Consider the following 16332-nt stretch of genomic DNA (forward strand, 5'->3'; position numbering starts at 1 on the left):
TATTTTTTTCTCGTCCATCTTCTGTTTTCAGAAGAGTGTTCACAGAGCATATGGTCAGTGCAGTAAATGCGCAGACTTATTCTAACTGTTTCGGCCATCCATCTTTATGTATCGTTTATTTATAATGAACGCAATAATGATAGCAGCCAGACCGCACACAGCCATAAAGGCAAAAAGCTTATTAAAACCTCCCGTAATATCTTTGTCCAGCCAGACACCCACCATGGATGTAATAAAGGCATCCGGTATATATGCAATAAAAGCAATGATACCGCTGGCAGCACCTGTCAAATCCCTTGGAATGACTGCCTCGTCCATAATAGAATAATAGATGGATTTTATCATATAATTTATTCCGGAAATGATCACGGAAACAACAATAGCTACCCATAAGAAGTTACCCAGGAAAGGCATTACGGCACTGGCTGCCGTGGCTGCGATCAGTACACAGATGAGAAATCTGGAGCGGTATTTGAACCTGTCGGCCACAATTCCTCCGATGACACCCAGACCGATGGCCAGAATATAAGTCCTTAAAATCTGAAGGCCGCTGGATACCGCTGTACTGGTGTGTAGCACTTGTGTGGTATACGTGCCGAAATAATAGGCTCCGCCGCAGTTAAGCGCATAGCAGAAGAAAATGAACAGACCTACCAGCCACACACCGGGAAGTTTTAAAGCCGCAAGAATACTGCCCTTTTTTGCTGCTTCTTTCTTTTCTGCCTGAACGGTAGAGGGAAATACAAGCAGTGCCAGAACCGCAAAAACGAAATAAATGACAGCGGCAATGATCAATATCATCCGATATCCGCCCATTTCATCAGAGAACAGGCTGAAGATCCAGATAAAAAGAAATCCGACAGCCGCAGAAACAAGGCTTCTCAGGGATTCACTGATTCCGAACAGTCTTCCCTGCTCTGCATCAGAGCCAAAACTCCTCATCAGGGTTATATAGGGAGACCAGAGTGTCGCCGTAGTGAATACAGCATAAAGCGCAAAGATGATTATAAGACTGTTATAAGACGGAAAAGACGCCTGCCACAGCGTTGTGGCGCCGGTGCCTGCCAGAGAGATTCCGATCAGGATCTTGGGACTGAACTTCTGTGCAAGAATTCCCCCTACAGCATAGCAGAAGATTGCCAGGGTTCCGTATACGGAGCCAAGGAATCCCAACTGCGTGTTGGTAAGGCTGAGTGCGGCGATCGTCTGGTCATAAAATGAGATACGGATAAACGGAATGAAATAAATCATTCCCACCATAAAACTTAAAAGGGTTACTAATAAGTTGCGTTTAGATTTGGAAAGTTCCATTCTTATTCCCTCCCTGTTTGACATAAGATCACGAGTCAATTGCCATATCAAGATATTTTTCTTCAATATTCTGTTTTAGAAGCAGTGTTTTTAAATCCCTGCGTATTTCTGCAGGTACTTCAGGTTTTTTATATGTTTCAAGAAGCCGGGTCATACGTTTTTCAATGTTTACGTCAAGCTGCCCGCGGGGATCTGCAACAGCGCCTCTCACACTTACATTGGGGGCAAATAATTCTTTGCGGCAGTATTCCAGCGTGTGTTCTTCTATGAGATATTGACCGGCGTGCCCTACTTCATGGATGAGGTCAATGGGGATCGTGTCTGCGTCTGCATGGATGTCCTTCATGTACCGGTCCGTAAAATCCAGAATCTCAAAATCGGTTATGAGCTTTTCATAAGATACGGCCAGATAGCTGTTTATGATTCCGGCGCTTTGTGTCATAATGTTGATCCCGCTTTCCTTGCAGGCCATACAGGTCATCATAGATTCATAACCGGCCTGTACATTAAATGTCTTCGCATCGCTTAGCGAACCACCTGCCCGGCTTGGGAGTCCATAGAATTTTGCCATTTTCGCACAATACTTATAGCTGAGTGCGCCTTCCGGGGAGCCGATAGCGATCGCGCCGGTTGCCATGTCAGCATTTGTGGACTGGGAGCCATAGATGACAGGGGTTCCCGGCTCTGCCATCTGTGCCAATGCGATCGTGGCGAGAACCTCTGCATTGACAAGGGCGATCATACCTGCCAGTGTGACAGGGGCGGTAGTACCTGCCATTGCGGCGGAGGCGATGATAACAGGCTGGTGGTATTTGGCCATGGTGAGTATGGTCTCTGTCATGGTTTTGTCCAGATACAGGGGCGTGTTTGTATTTGCAATGGTGCATACACGCGGTTTTTCTTTCAGCTCCTCTGCCGTGACTGCAAACCGGATACAGGCCATTTGAATCAGTGTTTCCATAGATTCATAATCTCCCGCAGCGGCGAAGATACATTTCTGTGTATGCAGCATACTGGCCAGGGCAAGAAGGGTTATGTAGGAGTCTGTGGGAATATCATCAGGCTGACAGGCTAGTCCACCGTTCAGACAATAAGACGGATTTCCCTCGAAAAGTTTTATCAGCTTGATAAAATCTGAGAACAGGGCATGTCTGGTCTGTCCATCTTTGTCCATAATGAAAGTGGCACCGCCGCATGGGCCGTTATAGCGCCTGTTTCCGCCAATCTGCATGTCATACCTGGAATCTGAAGCGTAGAGCGGAGCAACAGATGGTGCCTTTTTGACCCAATCCATGATCTGTTCTTCTGTAAAATACGCCACATCTCCATCTGTCCTGATACCGTGGTTTTTCAGTATTTGGACAGCGTCGGGATGACAGAATTTCATTCCTGTTTTCTGCAGGATCATCATGCTGGCTTCGTGAATCTTTTTTACATTGTCATTCATTTGGAAAAAACCTCCTTTTCTTTTGGTGAACATGTTAACCTGTAGGGTAAAAAAAATTGGGCAGGATAAGAAATCCGGACAATCAGCTTTAGATTTCTTATCCGATTCCGGGCAGATGTTCAATATCTGCCGTATGTTTCATTTCTGGGCAGATGTTCAATATCCGCCTTATGTTCCGTCCATGACAGAACACAGACCATTCATATGAGATACATGCGGATGTTTTTTTCAATCAGAGCATTGCAGTGGGCAACAGCTTTTTTGTAAGTGTCAGGGTCTTTTGGAGTGTTGATGTATTCACTTAAAAGTCCCCTGGCGATCAGGCAGTTGATCTGACTTACATATTCCGCATCATCATAGCTGAGCCGTCCTTCTGCAGCAGCACGGCGAAACCAGATGTAATCTCTGTCTTCAATACATCCACTAAAAATGGAGCAGTAAAACATTGCAGTATTGCTTCCTTCCACAAAGACAGGGTACATTTTAAGATATTCCTGCAGTATGGATTCCAGGTCGTTGCGTATGTTGCCCCAAAACAAATTTAAAAATATGTAGGGGTGCATAAAAGCATATTTGTTAAAAAGTCTCCAGGCATTTATCTCTGCTTCGATGATATCGTCTGCATTTTTTAGATTTTCCTCCAATTCTTCGATGTAAGGCTGGAGAAACCTTACGGAGGCCAGTGCCAGTAAATAGTCCAGGCTTTCAAAGTGTTTGTATAAGGCGGCGGGCGAACAGCCGACCCGCTTTGACAAATCACGTACACGGATATTTTCTGCGCCTTTTTCCAGGATCATATTATAAGCTGTTTCAATCAGCATTTTTTTGGTGTTATTTTCCGGATTCATTTTTTACCTTCTATATTATGATTATTATGGATACAACAGTTCAGTATTCTCTCAGAAATTCTTATTTTATAAATACAGCAGTTCAGTATTCTCTCAGAAATTCTTATTTTATAAATACAGCAGTTCAGCATCCCCTCAGAGATTCTTATTTTATGGATACAGCAGTTTAGTACCCCTGCAGCTATAGGTAAAATTCATGTGAACCGCCCACGGCGGTGAACATGTTTACCATATAGCTGAATCATAATCTATATTTAAGATTTTGTCAAGACATAACTGTATTTTCAGCGTGTAAATATATCACGTTTCGGGGGAGTAGGGGATACATAACTGTCCAGTGTCAAATACTGTCTGGCATACTGTTTTGGTGATATGCCAACCGTTTTTGTGAAGGTATGTATAAAATGATTGTTACTGTTAAATCCGGCACGCTCGCCGGCCAGCATAACAGAAAAGCCCTGCCGCAGATATGATTTTGCCAGGGTAAGACGTCTTTTGATGATATAATCTGTGATAGTCATCCCAGTCAGATCCTTAAAGCGATGACTTAAATAATATTTGCTCACATAGAAATTCTGAGCGAGGCAGTCCAGACTTATTTTTTCAGTTATGTGCTCATTTATATAGTCGATAACAGGATAATAAGCAGATAGCTGCTCCTCACTGGGTACCTGCGAGAGCAGCGGTGTATCATAGAGAAAGTTGATGTAGACCAATACCTCGGCCAGCAGGGTCTTTGCAAAAATGTCTTTGCCAAAGGCAGAACAGTCTGAGGCAAGATAATATTCTATCTTGTTGATCAGCTTCAGCAAATGGTCTATCTGGTCAATGTTAAGTTTGTTCATGTGATTGAACCGGTTGTGGTTTCTGAAACATTTCAGCAGATCAAATTCTTCTGTGGAGATTCCTTCCACTTCCTCCTGATAAAAACGAATGGAATAATACTGGTAAATAGAACGGGGTTTCGGCACACTTCTGTGCAGGTCACTGCTGTTCAAAATAAAGATGCTGCCTCTGGAAATGGGGTATATCTTGTCGCGGATATAGAAATTTTCGCCTTCGGACATGATGAGCAGTATTTCCATCTGGTCATGAAAGTGAAATGGACTTTCCTGCCAGATTTCTTTTGTAAAAAAGCGTATCTCCATATCTGTTTTCCCCCTCTTTCTCTGTATTGCACATTACTTTTTGAAAAGTATATCCCAGGCCGTTTCTTTTGTCAATAGATGTCAAAATAAGTAAAAATGGTAAATAATTCCACAATGGAATCGCAAAATAACACATATTTATCACAAAAAAAAGCAAGATTCAGGAACCGCGAAAAATCAAAAAGGGGAAAGCGGTACGAATTTCTGCGGGGAAAATAAGGTTTTCGGGATTCCTGTCATCTATATGGAAAAACAGCAAATTTAATGTCTTAACAAAGCAAGTTAAAAGAACATTTAAACAAAACGATTAGGTATAATTGAAAACAGTTAATAGAAATTTAATACAACAATTTAATATTTACTGATTTTTCCCAGGAGGTGTGATTTTGGAAAAACTATTGGAAGTGAATGATCTGAGAACCTATTTTTTTACTCCGGATAAGACAATACCGGCAGTAGACGGGGTGAGTTTTCATATCAACAAAGGCGAGACGCTGTGCATAGTCGGGGAATCGGGAAGCGGCAAAAGTGTGACCTCTCTGTCAGTCATGCAGCTTGTGCCCACGCCTCCCGGTAAATATGTGAGCGGCCAGATACTGTTTGAGGGGGAGGATATTCTGAAAAAAACGGAGAGTGAAATGTGCGCCATAAGAGGCAATGTCATCTCCATGATATACCAAGAACCCATGACTTCGTTAAATCCGGTCTTCTCCATTGGACATCAATTAATGGAAACACTGCAGATCCATCAGAAACTGAATAAAAAGGAGGCTGGAAAAAAGGCAGTCCACATGCTGAAGCTGGTAGGAATCTCAGACCCGGAGTCGCGTATGAGGGAATACCCTCATCAATTATCCGGTGGTATGAGACAGAGGGTCATGATCGCCATGGGACTGAGCTGTGAACCTAAACTGCTGATCGCGGATGAACCTACCACAGCGCTGGATGTGACCATACAGGCGCAGATACTGGATCTGATGAAAAAGTTGAAACAAGAGTTGGATATGACCATACTCTTTATCACTCATGACCTGGGCGTAGTGGCTGAGATGGCACAGCGGGTGATCGTGATGTACGGGGGAAGAGTTGTGGAGGAGGCAGAGGTAAAGGAAATATTTAAACACCCCAGACATCCCTATACCCTTGGCCTGTTAAAGTGCATTCCCAGAATGGACAGTAGACAGAAACTGGAAGTGATCAAAGGTATGGTGCCGTCACCGGACCAGTTTGCCAAGGGATGCCGTTTCCATCCCAGATGTCCCTATGCAAAGGAATTATGCTCCCGCGAAGAACCTCCCCAGCAGATGATCGGGACCACAAGGGTAACATGTCATTTTCCGCTGCACACAGATAAGGAGGGAGCGTGAATGGGAGAACGTGATAAAAATACACCCCTGCTGGAAGTAAAAAATCTGGGGAAAGATTTTGTCAGTAAGGGGAGTAAAGGAAAAAAGACCGTACATGCTCTTAATGGGATCTCTTTCACGGTTTACAGGGGGGAAACCTTTGGGCTTGTGGGAGAGAGCGGATGCGGCAAGACCACTGCAGGCAGAGTCATCAACTGTCTGACAAAACCTACCCAGGGCCAGGTGTTATTTGAGGGGAAGGATTTGTTTCAGATGTCAAAAGCGGAGATGAAAAAGGTAAGAAGAGAAATACAGATGATATTTCAGGATCCCTTTGCATCCCTGGATCCCAGAATGACCATCGGACAGATCATTGAGGAACCTCTTATTATCCACCGTATGGGCACCAGAGCGGAGCGCAGGGAAAAAGTAAAGCAGATGCTGGAGCGTGTTGGACTGCAGCCCGATTATTATAACCGCTATCCCCACGAGTTCTCCGGTGGTCAGAGACAGAGGATCGGGATTGCCAGAGCACTGATCTTGAATCCGAAACTGATCATATGCGACGAACCGGTATCGGCGCTGGACGTCTCTGTACAGTCCCAGATCCTCAATCTTTTGGATGAACTGCAGAAAGAACTGGGGCTGACCTATATCTTCATTGCTCACGGATTAAGTGTTGTAAAACATATTTCAGACAGGGTAGGGGTTATGTATCTGGGTAAAATGGCGGAGGTTGTGAACGCGGAACAACTGTTTGAAAATCCTGCCCATCCCTACACACAGGCTCTTTTGTCGGCAAATCCCATACCGGATCCGGATTATGAAAAGCAGAGGATCATACTGGAGGGGGATATCCCTTCCGCGTCCAACCTGCCGTCTGGATGTGCCTTTCACACCAGATGCAGATACTGCAGACAGATTTGCAGGGAACAAGAACCGCCGTATCGGCAGATAGGAGACAGGATCGTGGCATGTCACTTTCCACTGGAATAGATGAGAGAGAAAACGGGAATTGAGAGACTGGTTACATTTCTTTTTGACAATGAAGATGCTCTGCGGTCTGTGGAGGCAGAACAGGCAGCCAGAATGTGCATTTTGGATGAGATCGGGTGCGGCATTTACGGCAGCCGGACGCAGGATGGGCAGAGAATTATCAAAGCTGCTGCAGACCTTGGAAGCTGCGGTGAGATTCCTGTATGGGGCACCGGCCACTTGTTTGCTGAGGATACGGCCGCCATGGTAAACGGTGCGCTGTGCCATATCAGGGAACTGGATGATGTCCACTATGCCATTTTACATACAGGAGCCGTATGCGTGCCGTCAGCCCTGGCCGCAGCACAGCGCTGTGATTCTTCATGGGGGCAGTTGCTGTGGGCAGTCACCGCAGGGGTAGAGGCAGCGGTGAGAATTGCGGAGGGTATGGACTTTCTAGATCACAGGGAAAGAGGCTGGCACGGAACGGCTACCTGCGGAGTGTTTGGCGCTGCCGCTGCTGCTGGAGTGCTGATGGGACTGGATAAGCAGCAGATGATTAACGCTCTGGGAATCGCAGGAAGCAGAACAGGCGGAAGCTGGGCCTTTGCCGCGGACGGAGCTATGACAAAACGAATCCATCCCGGACAGGCAGCCAGGGACGGCATATGGAGCGCATATCTGGCAGAGAACGGAGTTACAGGACCGCATTATATACTGGAAGCAGAGGATGGGGGCATCTACCGCATGATGAGTAAGGCGTATTGCCTGGAGGTTCTGGATGAGGTGAAAGAAAAAGCCGCCATAGAGGAGGTGGAGTACAAATGGTTTGCATCCTGCAAATCCGTACATTCCCCCTACTCTGCAGCTTATGAGATTTTTAAACGCCATGGATTTAGAGAACCTTCGGATATTGTAGCAGTACAGGCAGAGGTGAATCAATCAGCCATAGAGATGGCAGGAGGGATCTACCGGCAGGATTCTATTGTATCCGCACAGATCAGCATTCCCTACGGTGTGGCGCTTGGTTTGATGGGCTGCGGGGGGCAGGCATCAGATTATACGGAAGAACGTCTCAGGGATGAGAAGATCCTTGCCATTGCTAAAAAGGTCAGGGTGACGGAAAGCGGGGACATGAACCGCCTGAGAAGAGATGAAAAGCGCAGTGCCGCTAAGGTCACAGTTCAATGGAAGGATGGAAGTATGGATACGGAAACTGTGACAGCTCCAAAGGGATCCATGTTCAATCCTTTGTCAAAAGAGGATATTACCGGAAAATTTATGGATCTGACCAGCGGCATAGTGGGAGAGAAAACATCCCGGGAAATAGCGGATGTGGTTCTTAAAAGTAGTGCCTTTGAAAATATCCGGGAGATCACAGAAATTTTAAAAAGGAAGTATTAGGAGGAAAAATGGAGAACAGGGAGAAAAAGGGAGGATTTTTTGAACAGATACAGGGAAATATCAATCCGGTAGTTCTGAAATATTATTATGGGCCCAAAATGAAGGAATCAGATACGTCATTTCCCTATCTGGTCCGGGTTATGAAAGCCCATGTCATCATGCTGAAAGAGCAGAGCATTATCCCGGAAGAGGCAGCGCGCAGACTGCTTTGTGTCATGGAGGGATGGGGGGAAGGGATTCCGGAGCTGGACCCTTCTCTGGAGGACTTGTATATCAACCTGGAACACCTGATCACTTTGGAGGCAGGGGAGGATATATGCAGTTACCTGCCAGTTGCCAGAAGCCGTAATGACGTGGAGGCAGCCATGTGGAGGATAGAGCTGCGGGAAAAACTGTTGTTTTTAGCAGACGCGGTACTGGAACATGTGGAGGTGCTGCATAAGCGCGCAGAGGAAACGGTAGATCATATTTTCCCTGGCTATACATACGGACAGCAGGCACAGCCTGTCAATATGGGATTTTATCTCTCGGGAATTGCAGCGCCGCTTCTGAGGGACGCGGAGAGGATCATCCAGTGTATTGACCGGTTTAATAAAAATCCACTGGGGGCAGCAGCCATGTCAGGGACCGAGTACAACATAGACCGGGAACGGACAAAAGAGCTTCTGGGGTTTGAGGGTGTATGGGAACACACCGGGGATGCGGTGGCCAGTGCTGATTATATGATGGAGGCAGCAGGTATCGGGATCTCCGTTCTTGTCACTTTGGCAAGACTGGCGGAGGATATTATCAACTGGTGTTCCAATGAGGCAGGATTTGCTGATCTGTCAGATGATCTGATCGATTCAAGCAGTATTATGCCCCAGAAGCGGAACCCTGTTATCTGCGCAACGGTGCGTTCCCAGGCAAGGCTGATGTCAGGGCGGTATGCCGGCATATGCTCTGCCTGTTCGGTAGAATTTCAGGCAAGCAGAGATATGACTGCGGCCTGGACAGATGTACTGGAGTGTGTGGAGACCGCAAAAGGCATGTGCAGGATCAGCGCGGAATATGTAAAATCATTAAAGTTTAATAAGGACGTCATGGAGGAGATCTTGTATAAAGGTTTCTCAAATGCCACGGAGCTGGCGGACAGCCTGGTGCTGGAAGGTAAATTGTCTTTCAGGCAGGCGCACAGAGTGGTAGGCGGAGCAGTCAGTGAGCTTTTCCGCGGGGGAAAAGGCCAGGATGACCTGACCTGGGATCTGCTGGATAACTGGTGCCGTGAAATCTGTAAAACCGGCCTGCCCCTGTCAAAAGAGCAGGTGGATAAGGCTAAGAATTTTAGGATCGCAGTGGAGAGAAGAGACTGTCAGGGGGCAGCGGCACCGTCCCAGGTGCACAGGATGCTGGAGCTGCAAAAGGAACAGAGCCATTTGGTGCGAGAGGATGCCGTGAGGAAAAGAAGCGTATGGAACGATGCGGAGAAGAAGATGCGCCAATGTGTGCAGGCATTTATCTCAGAGGAAAGGCCGTAAAGGCGAGGAGGGTTTAGCTGATGAAGAGAAGAATGTGTTCCATGATTTTAACCGGGATATTGGTATTGGCATTATCAGCCTGCGGAGGCGATTCCGGGAGTAAGAAAGAGCAGAACGGGGAACAGGGCCAGAACCAGGAACAAAACCAGGGGGATAAAACAGAACAGTCTGACAGCCAGACTGCCCAGGTGGCAGACGAGCTTATTGTGCTGACAGGAAGTGACGCGTCTACCTTTGATCCGCACTTCTGTACGGATTCCGCGACAGAGATTTTTAACAAAAATATTTTCAACAACCTGGTGCGTTTCAATGAAGAAATGGAGATAGAGCCGGATCTGGCAAAGGAATGGTCTGTCTCGGAGGACCAGCTCACTTGGACCTTTAAGCTGGAGGAAGGTGTAAAATTTCATGACGGCACAGATTTTAACGCAGAGGCTGTGAAGACATCCTTTGAAAGAGTGCTGGACGAAAGCCTGGGTTCTCCCAGAAGGTCTGTCCTGGCGGCTATTACCAAGATAGAGGCCGTGGATGAATATACAGTGAACATATCCACAGACGTGCCGTGCGGTGCTTTGCTGCAGCAGTTATGCCATCCGGTAGCGGCAGTGATCAGTCCAAAGTCCCTGGAGGACTACGGGGAAGATATCTCCACACACCCGGTGGGGACAGGCGCATTTAAGTTCGTGGAATGGAAAACAGGAGAAGAGCTTGTTCTTGAGAGAAACACAGATTATTTTAAAGGCGCGCCGGCTGTGGAAAAGGTGTATTTCAGAGTTGTCCCCGAGGATGCAACCAGAGCGCTTCTGCTCCAGTCAGGACAGGCAGATGTGGCTCTGAGGCTCCCTGTGACAGAGACGGACAGACTGGAAAGTGACCCCAATGTGACGATCCAGAAGGGGGATACGGTCATGACCATGTATGTTGCCCTGAACAACAGCAAAGGCGTGCTAAAGGACGAGAAGGTACGTCAGGCTATGAACTATGCGGTGGACAAAGATGTGATCGTCAATGATATCCTCGGGGGCATGGCCACGGTTTCAGACTCACCGATCTCCCCGTATACCTGGGGATACAACTCCAGCATGAAGTATGCGTGTGATGTGGAAAAGGCAAAAGAACTTCTGACAGAAGCGGGATATCCCGACGGCATAGAGCTTGAATTGTGGACTCCTGTGGGCTGCTATCTCATGGATACACAGGTGTGTGAGAACCTGCAGGCACAGTGGGAGAAAGCAGGGATCCATGTGAATATCCGGCAGTGGGAATTCCAGGCACTGATGTCAGAGGTGAAAAACGGAGGATTTGACATGGTCCTGCTCGGATGGAGCCCATCCACCGGAGATGCGGACCAGGGATTATATCCTGTATTCCATTCCTCCCAGTTCCCGCCTAATTCCAACAGGGCATTCTATAATAATCCGGATGTAGATGCGCTGCTTGACCAGGCAAAGACAGAGGTGGATGAAACTGCCCGCAGGGAAATGTACGCAAAGGCGGAAAAGACCATCATGGAAGATGCAGCCTGGACCTTCTTGTATTATCCGAAGCAGGCATTATCCTACCGCAGCAATATTTCAGGTATTGAGATGCTGCCGACAGAACACATTATGCTGGAAAAAGTCACTAAGCAGTAGATTCAGATTACCGGCCTGCGGACATCCGCAGGCCATACAGGTCAAGGAGGCGGTTGTTTGCTGAAATATATTATAAAGAAAATCATTTTTACCTGCATTGTATTAGTGGGGGCTGCCACATGTGCCTTTCTGCTCCTCCACGCAATTCCGGGAGATACTGCGGAGGCGCTGGCAGGGCCGCAGGCAACCGTGGAGGATGTGGATAATCTGCGCCGTGCCATGGAGCTGGACCAGCCCTTAGGAAAGCAGTATGTGAGCTATATGGGGAATCTGCTCCACGGTGATTTGGGATACTCATACAGGACCAACAAGCCGGTTATGGAAATCCTCAGATCCGCGTGGCCGGCAACCCTTCAGCTTGCTGTGTGTAGTATGATCGTGGCAGTGCTGCTGGGCGTTCCCATCGGCATATTTGCAGCCATTCACAGGGGGAAGATAGGAGACACCATAGCCATGGTGGCTGCCTTTTTAGGGGTGTCCATGCCCTCGTTCTGGCTGGCGCTGCTTCTGATCATAGAATTTTCCGTGAACCATAACTGGTTTCCTTTCTACGGCAGAGAGGGGATTTCCAGTTTTGTCCTGCCGTCACTGACCCTGGGGCTTGGAGTGGCTGCCAATATCGCCAGGCTTACCAGAACCAGTATGCTGGAGGTTCTGGGACAGGACTATATAAGGACGGCAAAAGGAAAGGGCGTTAAAAACAGAAAGATCATATGGGTCCACGCGCTGAGAAATGCAGCAGTCCCTGTGGTCACTATCATCGGTCTGCAGTTTGGAGTGCTTCTTGGAGGGCAGGTTGTGACGGAAACTGTATTTTCATGGCCGGGTATCGGCAGGATGATCGTGGATGCACTCAACACAAGAGATCTGCAGATCGTGCAGGGAGGTATTTTGATCCTTGCGGTTACTTTTACATTGATCAATCTGATAACGGATCTGGTGTATGCACTGCTGGATCCTCGTATCAGGTATTCTTAGAAGGGAGGGAAGAATGTGAGTACATTTCGTAAAATATTGAGAAACCCCAGCGCGGCTGCGGGGCTTTGTATTCTTCTGCTCCTGATCGTTGTGAGTATAGCAGGGCCTTTTCTGGTACAGTCCCCCTATGAACAGAATACAGCCATCAAACTAATGCCGCCTTCTTCGGAACACTGGTTCGGCACAGATGACTTTGGGCGTGATGTGTTCAGCAGGATTGTCACAGGGGCGCATTATTCTCTTCTGGCAGGTTTTATATCCGTGATCCTGGGCCTCACAGGAGGACTTTTGCTGGGGGCTTTTGCCGGATTTTACGGCGGACTTTTAGATCAGATCCTCATGACAGTCTGTGATATACTGCTGGCGTTTCCAAGTGTCTTGTTGGCAATGGCAATTGTCATGGTAATGCAGCCGGGAATCTATACGCCTATGGTGGCGGTGGGGATCAGCTCCATACCCGTGTTTGCCCGCCTTGTGAGAGCACAGTTCATGTCACTTCGGGAGAGCTGCTTTGTGGAGGCTGTGCGCTCGGCGGGGGCGGGAGATCTGCGGATCATTTTCCGGCATCTGCTGCCGAATTCCATCGGTCCCATTATCATCCAGGCCACGCTCAGGATCGGTTCCTCCATATTGCTTGCGGCGACATTGAGTTTTTTGGGATTGGGCGCACAGCCGCCTACACCTGAGTGGGGAGCCATGTTGAGCGCTGCCAGAAATTATGTATGGACAGCCTCTTATCTTGCTTTGATTCCGGGTCTGGCCATCACCATCACCGTAGTGGCAGTGAATTTGATCGGAGATGCACTGCGGGACTATCTGGACCCCAGAACAAGAAATATGTAATGTCTGCCGTAAGAAAAAGATTCGGGCGGGTAGCTGTTCGGCAGGTATGCGCATTTATGTTGGGAGGATAAATATGGCGAAAAAAGTACAGGTTACATTGACGGGAAATGAAGGGAAGCGTCTGATCGCAAAAGCGGCAGTCAGGATGCCGGAGATACAGGAGCGTCTGGAGAAGAATAAGATCCTTCTGTGCGGAGGCACTACCGTGTCCGCGCTCTCGGAGGAACTGGGATTTGGACCTCTGCGCATTTCCGGAAGAATTGATGCCAGCGGCACGAGGACTGCCCTGAAAAAGGCAAAGGCGCCTCATAATCTGCTGCTGGATCAGGGAAAAGGAGTGAATGTAGACGGCAGTATCCAGAAGGTTGCAGAATCACTCAATGACAAAGACCTGGTTGTTGTGGGAGCAAATGCCATTGATCCCATGGGAAGAGCGGCGTTGGCTTTTGCGGCACTGGGCGGAGGCAGCAGGGGATATGCCCTCCACGGCGCGTATATGCAGGGAGTGCCCATGCTGATCCTGGCAGGCATCAACAAATTGATCCCGGATCTGGGAGCAGCCCAGGCTCACAGCGGAAGAGCCGGTATTGATCTGTCCATGGGAGCTGCGATCGGATTGTATAATCTCTTCGGCCCTGTCATCACAGAGCTGAAAGCGTTTGAGACCCTTTTCGGTGTGGAAGCGGTGGTGATAGCCGGAAGCGGATTCGGAACCGGTGACGGAACCAGGACGTTTGTTCTGCACGGGGAAGAAGCAGCCATCCAGCAGGCATGGGAACTCTGCCTGGGATTAAAAGGTGCGGGCGTGTCCGCATGTGAGGACAGTCTCTTCACCTGTGTGGGGGGATGCAGACACTGCCAGCGTCACGTTGGCTGTTATTATAAAGAACTGGCTCAAGGCGAAGACTGAACCCCGGGATGGGGTTAAAATCTATGGGATAAAAGTCTGTAGTTGGCAAAAAACCTGCCGATTACAGGCTTTTTTTTGTTTGAAAAACCTTCTTTTTAAAACCCCGGGGGCGGCTTGCGGGTCATTTTTCCCTCTGCTATACTCCATTCATGAAAGCCCGGAAGCGGGGAAATATTCCGGGAAGAGACAAAGTAAATACAAAACAGAAAAAGGAGCAGAACACATGAAGAAAAAGATTGCGGCAGTTCTCTGCTGTATGGCAATGACCGTATCCCTGCTTACAGGCTGCGGCAGCGGAGGGGATTCCGGTACGGATTCCGCAAAAGAGGCAAAACAGAAGGGGACGGAAGCGTCAGCCAAGGCGGATGCTCCCAAAGAAGAGCAGGAGGGGACTTCTGCAAAGGATGAAGTTACCATTGGATTTTCAAATGACGCGGATAGCTGGGACCCCTGCACCGGGTTCGGCTACACCGGTTCGCCTCTCTATTCCTCCCTGGTGAAAGTGAACGGAGATGACAAACTGGAAAATGACCTGGCCACAGAGTACAGTGTGAGCGAAGATGCACTGACCTGGACGTTTAAAATCAGGGATGACGTAGTATTTTCAAACAAAGAGCCGCTGAAGGCCTCAGACGTGGCTTTTACATTCAACACCACGAAAGAAAAGGCAACTTACATGGATCTTACCATGCTGGAGGAATGTACGGCAAAGGATGACACAACTGTAGAATTCAAGCTGAACAAGCCGTGTGTGACCTTTATCTATACAGTAGCCCAGATCGGGATCGTACCGGAAAAGTCATACAGCGATAATTTCGGACTGTCTGCTGAGGAGACCATTGGTTCCGGACCGTACAGGCTGACCCAGTGGGATAAAGGCCAGCAGTTTATCATGGAGGCCAATGAAAACTACTACGGGGAACAGCCGGCCATCAAAAAAGCAGTGTTCCTGGTACAGGAGGAGGATGCGCGGTTTGTATCTGCCAAAGCAGGGGATGTGGACATCGCACTTACCTCCGCGACCATTGCCACCAATGATATAGACGGCATGCACGTGGAAGAGGTGGAATCTGTGGACAACAGAGGGATCACGCTTCCCACCGTGCCGGATGAAGGTAAAACAACAGAAGATGGTTACAAGATTGGGAATAACATTACCTCAGATGTGAATGTCAGGAAGGCTCTGTGCTATGGCATTGACAGGGAAAAGATCATAACAGAGGCTTTAAACGGCTTTGCAAAACCGGCCTATACAGAGTGCGACGGTATGCCCTGGTGGAATGAGGATACTGTTATAGATACAGATGTGGACTATGCAAAACAGCTTCTGGATGAAGCGGGATGGAAGGACGAAGACGGCGACGGGATCCGTGAGAAAGACGGGACAAAGCTGGCCTTTCATCTGATGTATTTTGCAGGGGATTCCATGCGCCAGGCAGTTGCCATGTCCGTGGCAAATCAGGCAAAAGAGAATATGGGATTTGATATCACAGTGGAAGGCGTCAGCGCGGATGACACGGTGAAGAGAATGTTTTCAGAACCCATGATCATGGGCTGGGGTTCCGATAGTCCCATGACCTCCTATATGCTGTACCACAGCAGTAATGCGGGCAAGACGGATTTCTACAATCCTGAATTCTATACCAGCGAAAAGACAGATGAATATCTGGACAAGGCCATGAATTCCCTTACCATAGAGGATTCCTACCAGTGGTGGCAGAAGGCCCAGTGGGACGGTGAGACAGGTACATCTATGAGAGGTGAGGCGCCCTGGGCGTTCTATGTTAATATGTCACATCTCTACTATGTAAAGGATGGGCTGGATATAGGAAAACAGAGAATTCATGCGCACGGTGCGGCGTGGCCTCTGGTTGCCAACCTTGCAGAATGGACATGGAAATAAAATAAGTCGGGAAATACTGCTCCGGGCGTAAAATCTCTCAGATTTTACGTTCGGGGCTGTTCGTGTTC

13 protein-coding genes are annotated in these 16332 nt (G+C 48.2%); 9 read left to right on the forward strand and 4 right to left on the reverse strand.

Going from position 1 to position 16332, the window contains the following annotated elements:
- Window positions 1-81: 81 nt before the first annotated feature.
- The 4 genes from BLCOC_RS08425 to BLCOC_RS08440 form a co-directional block, all read right to left on the reverse strand.
- Window positions 82-1311: an MFS transporter gene (locus BLCOC_RS08425; protein ID WP_165392452.1), complete on the reverse strand. Its 1230-nt coding sequence runs from the start codon at window positions 1309-1311 to the stop codon at window positions 82-84.
- Between the two features lie 28 nt (window positions 1312-1339).
- Window positions 1340-2758 carry a trimethylamine methyltransferase family protein gene (locus tag BLCOC_RS08430; RefSeq protein WP_165907207.1) on the reverse strand — a complete coding sequence of 473 codons (1419 nt, stop codon included), beginning with the start codon at window positions 2756-2758 and terminating at the stop codon, window positions 1340-1342.
- A gap of 200 nt (window positions 2759-2958) precedes the next feature.
- Window positions 2959-3606, reverse strand: coding sequence for a TetR/AcrR family transcriptional regulator (locus BLCOC_RS08435; protein ID WP_115625007.1), 648 nt, complete (start codon window positions 3604-3606; stop codon window positions 2959-2961).
- A 284-nt stretch (window positions 3607-3890) separates the two neighbouring features.
- On the reverse strand, window positions 3891-4754 hold the full coding sequence (locus BLCOC_RS08440) for a helix-turn-helix transcriptional regulator (protein WP_018593600.1): 864 nt from the start codon (window positions 4752-4754) through the stop codon (window positions 3891-3893).
- Between the two features lie 386 nt (window positions 4755-5140).
- Here BLCOC_RS08440 and BLCOC_RS08445 point away from each other — a divergent pair, with 386 nt between their 5' ends.
- The 9 genes from BLCOC_RS08445 (at window position 5141) to BLCOC_RS08485 (ending at window position 16264) form a co-directional block, all read left to right on the forward strand.
- The gene (locus BLCOC_RS08445) at window positions 5141-6121 is read left to right on the forward strand and encodes an ABC transporter ATP-binding protein (protein WP_115625008.1); all 981 of its coding nucleotides are present in this window, start codon (window positions 5141-5143) and stop codon (window positions 6119-6121) included.
- Window positions 6122-7096 (forward strand): ABC transporter ATP-binding protein, encoded by a 975-nt coding sequence (locus tag BLCOC_RS08450; protein WP_115625009.1) that lies wholly within the window; start codon window positions 6122-6124, stop codon window positions 7094-7096. It abuts the gene before it with no gap.
- Window positions 7097-8479, forward strand: a complete 1383-nt coding sequence (locus tag BLCOC_RS08455) for an MmgE/PrpD family protein (protein WP_115625010.1) — start codon at window positions 7097-7099, stop codon at window positions 8477-8479.
- 8 nt (window positions 8480-8487) lie between these two features.
- Complete coding sequence (gene argH / locus BLCOC_RS08460; RefSeq protein ID WP_115625011.1) at window positions 8488-9996, forward strand: argininosuccinate lyase; 1509 nt, start codon at window positions 8488-8490, stop codon at window positions 9994-9996.
- 20 nt (window positions 9997-10016) lie between these two features.
- Window positions 10017-11630 carry a glutathione ABC transporter substrate-binding protein gene (locus BLCOC_RS08465; protein ID WP_115625012.1) on the forward strand — a complete coding sequence of 538 codons (1614 nt, stop codon included), beginning with the start codon at window positions 10017-10019 and terminating at the stop codon, window positions 11628-11630.
- Window positions 11631-11687: 57 nt separating this feature from the next.
- Window positions 11688-12608, forward strand: coding sequence for a nickel ABC transporter permease (gene nikB, locus BLCOC_RS08470; RefSeq protein ID WP_115625013.1), 921 nt, complete (start codon window positions 11688-11690; stop codon window positions 12606-12608).
- 15 nt (window positions 12609-12623) lie between these two features.
- Window positions 12624-13451, forward strand: coding sequence for an ABC transporter permease (locus BLCOC_RS08475; protein WP_018593593.1), 828 nt, complete (start codon window positions 12624-12626; stop codon window positions 13449-13451).
- 73 nt (window positions 13452-13524) lie between these two features.
- Window positions 13525-14361, forward strand: coding sequence for a hypothetical protein (locus BLCOC_RS08480; RefSeq protein ID WP_115625014.1), 837 nt, complete (start codon window positions 13525-13527; stop codon window positions 14359-14361).
- A 223-nt stretch (window positions 14362-14584) separates the two neighbouring features.
- Window positions 14585-16264: an ABC transporter substrate-binding protein gene (locus BLCOC_RS08485; protein ID WP_026255301.1), complete on the forward strand. Its 1680-nt coding sequence runs from the start codon at window positions 14585-14587 to the stop codon at window positions 16262-16264.
- Window positions 16265-16332: the final 68 nt, after the last annotated feature.

This window comes from Blautia coccoides (assembly GCF_034355335.1).
Taxonomy (GTDB): domain Bacteria; phylum Bacillota; class Clostridia; order Lachnospirales; family Lachnospiraceae; genus Blautia; species Blautia producta.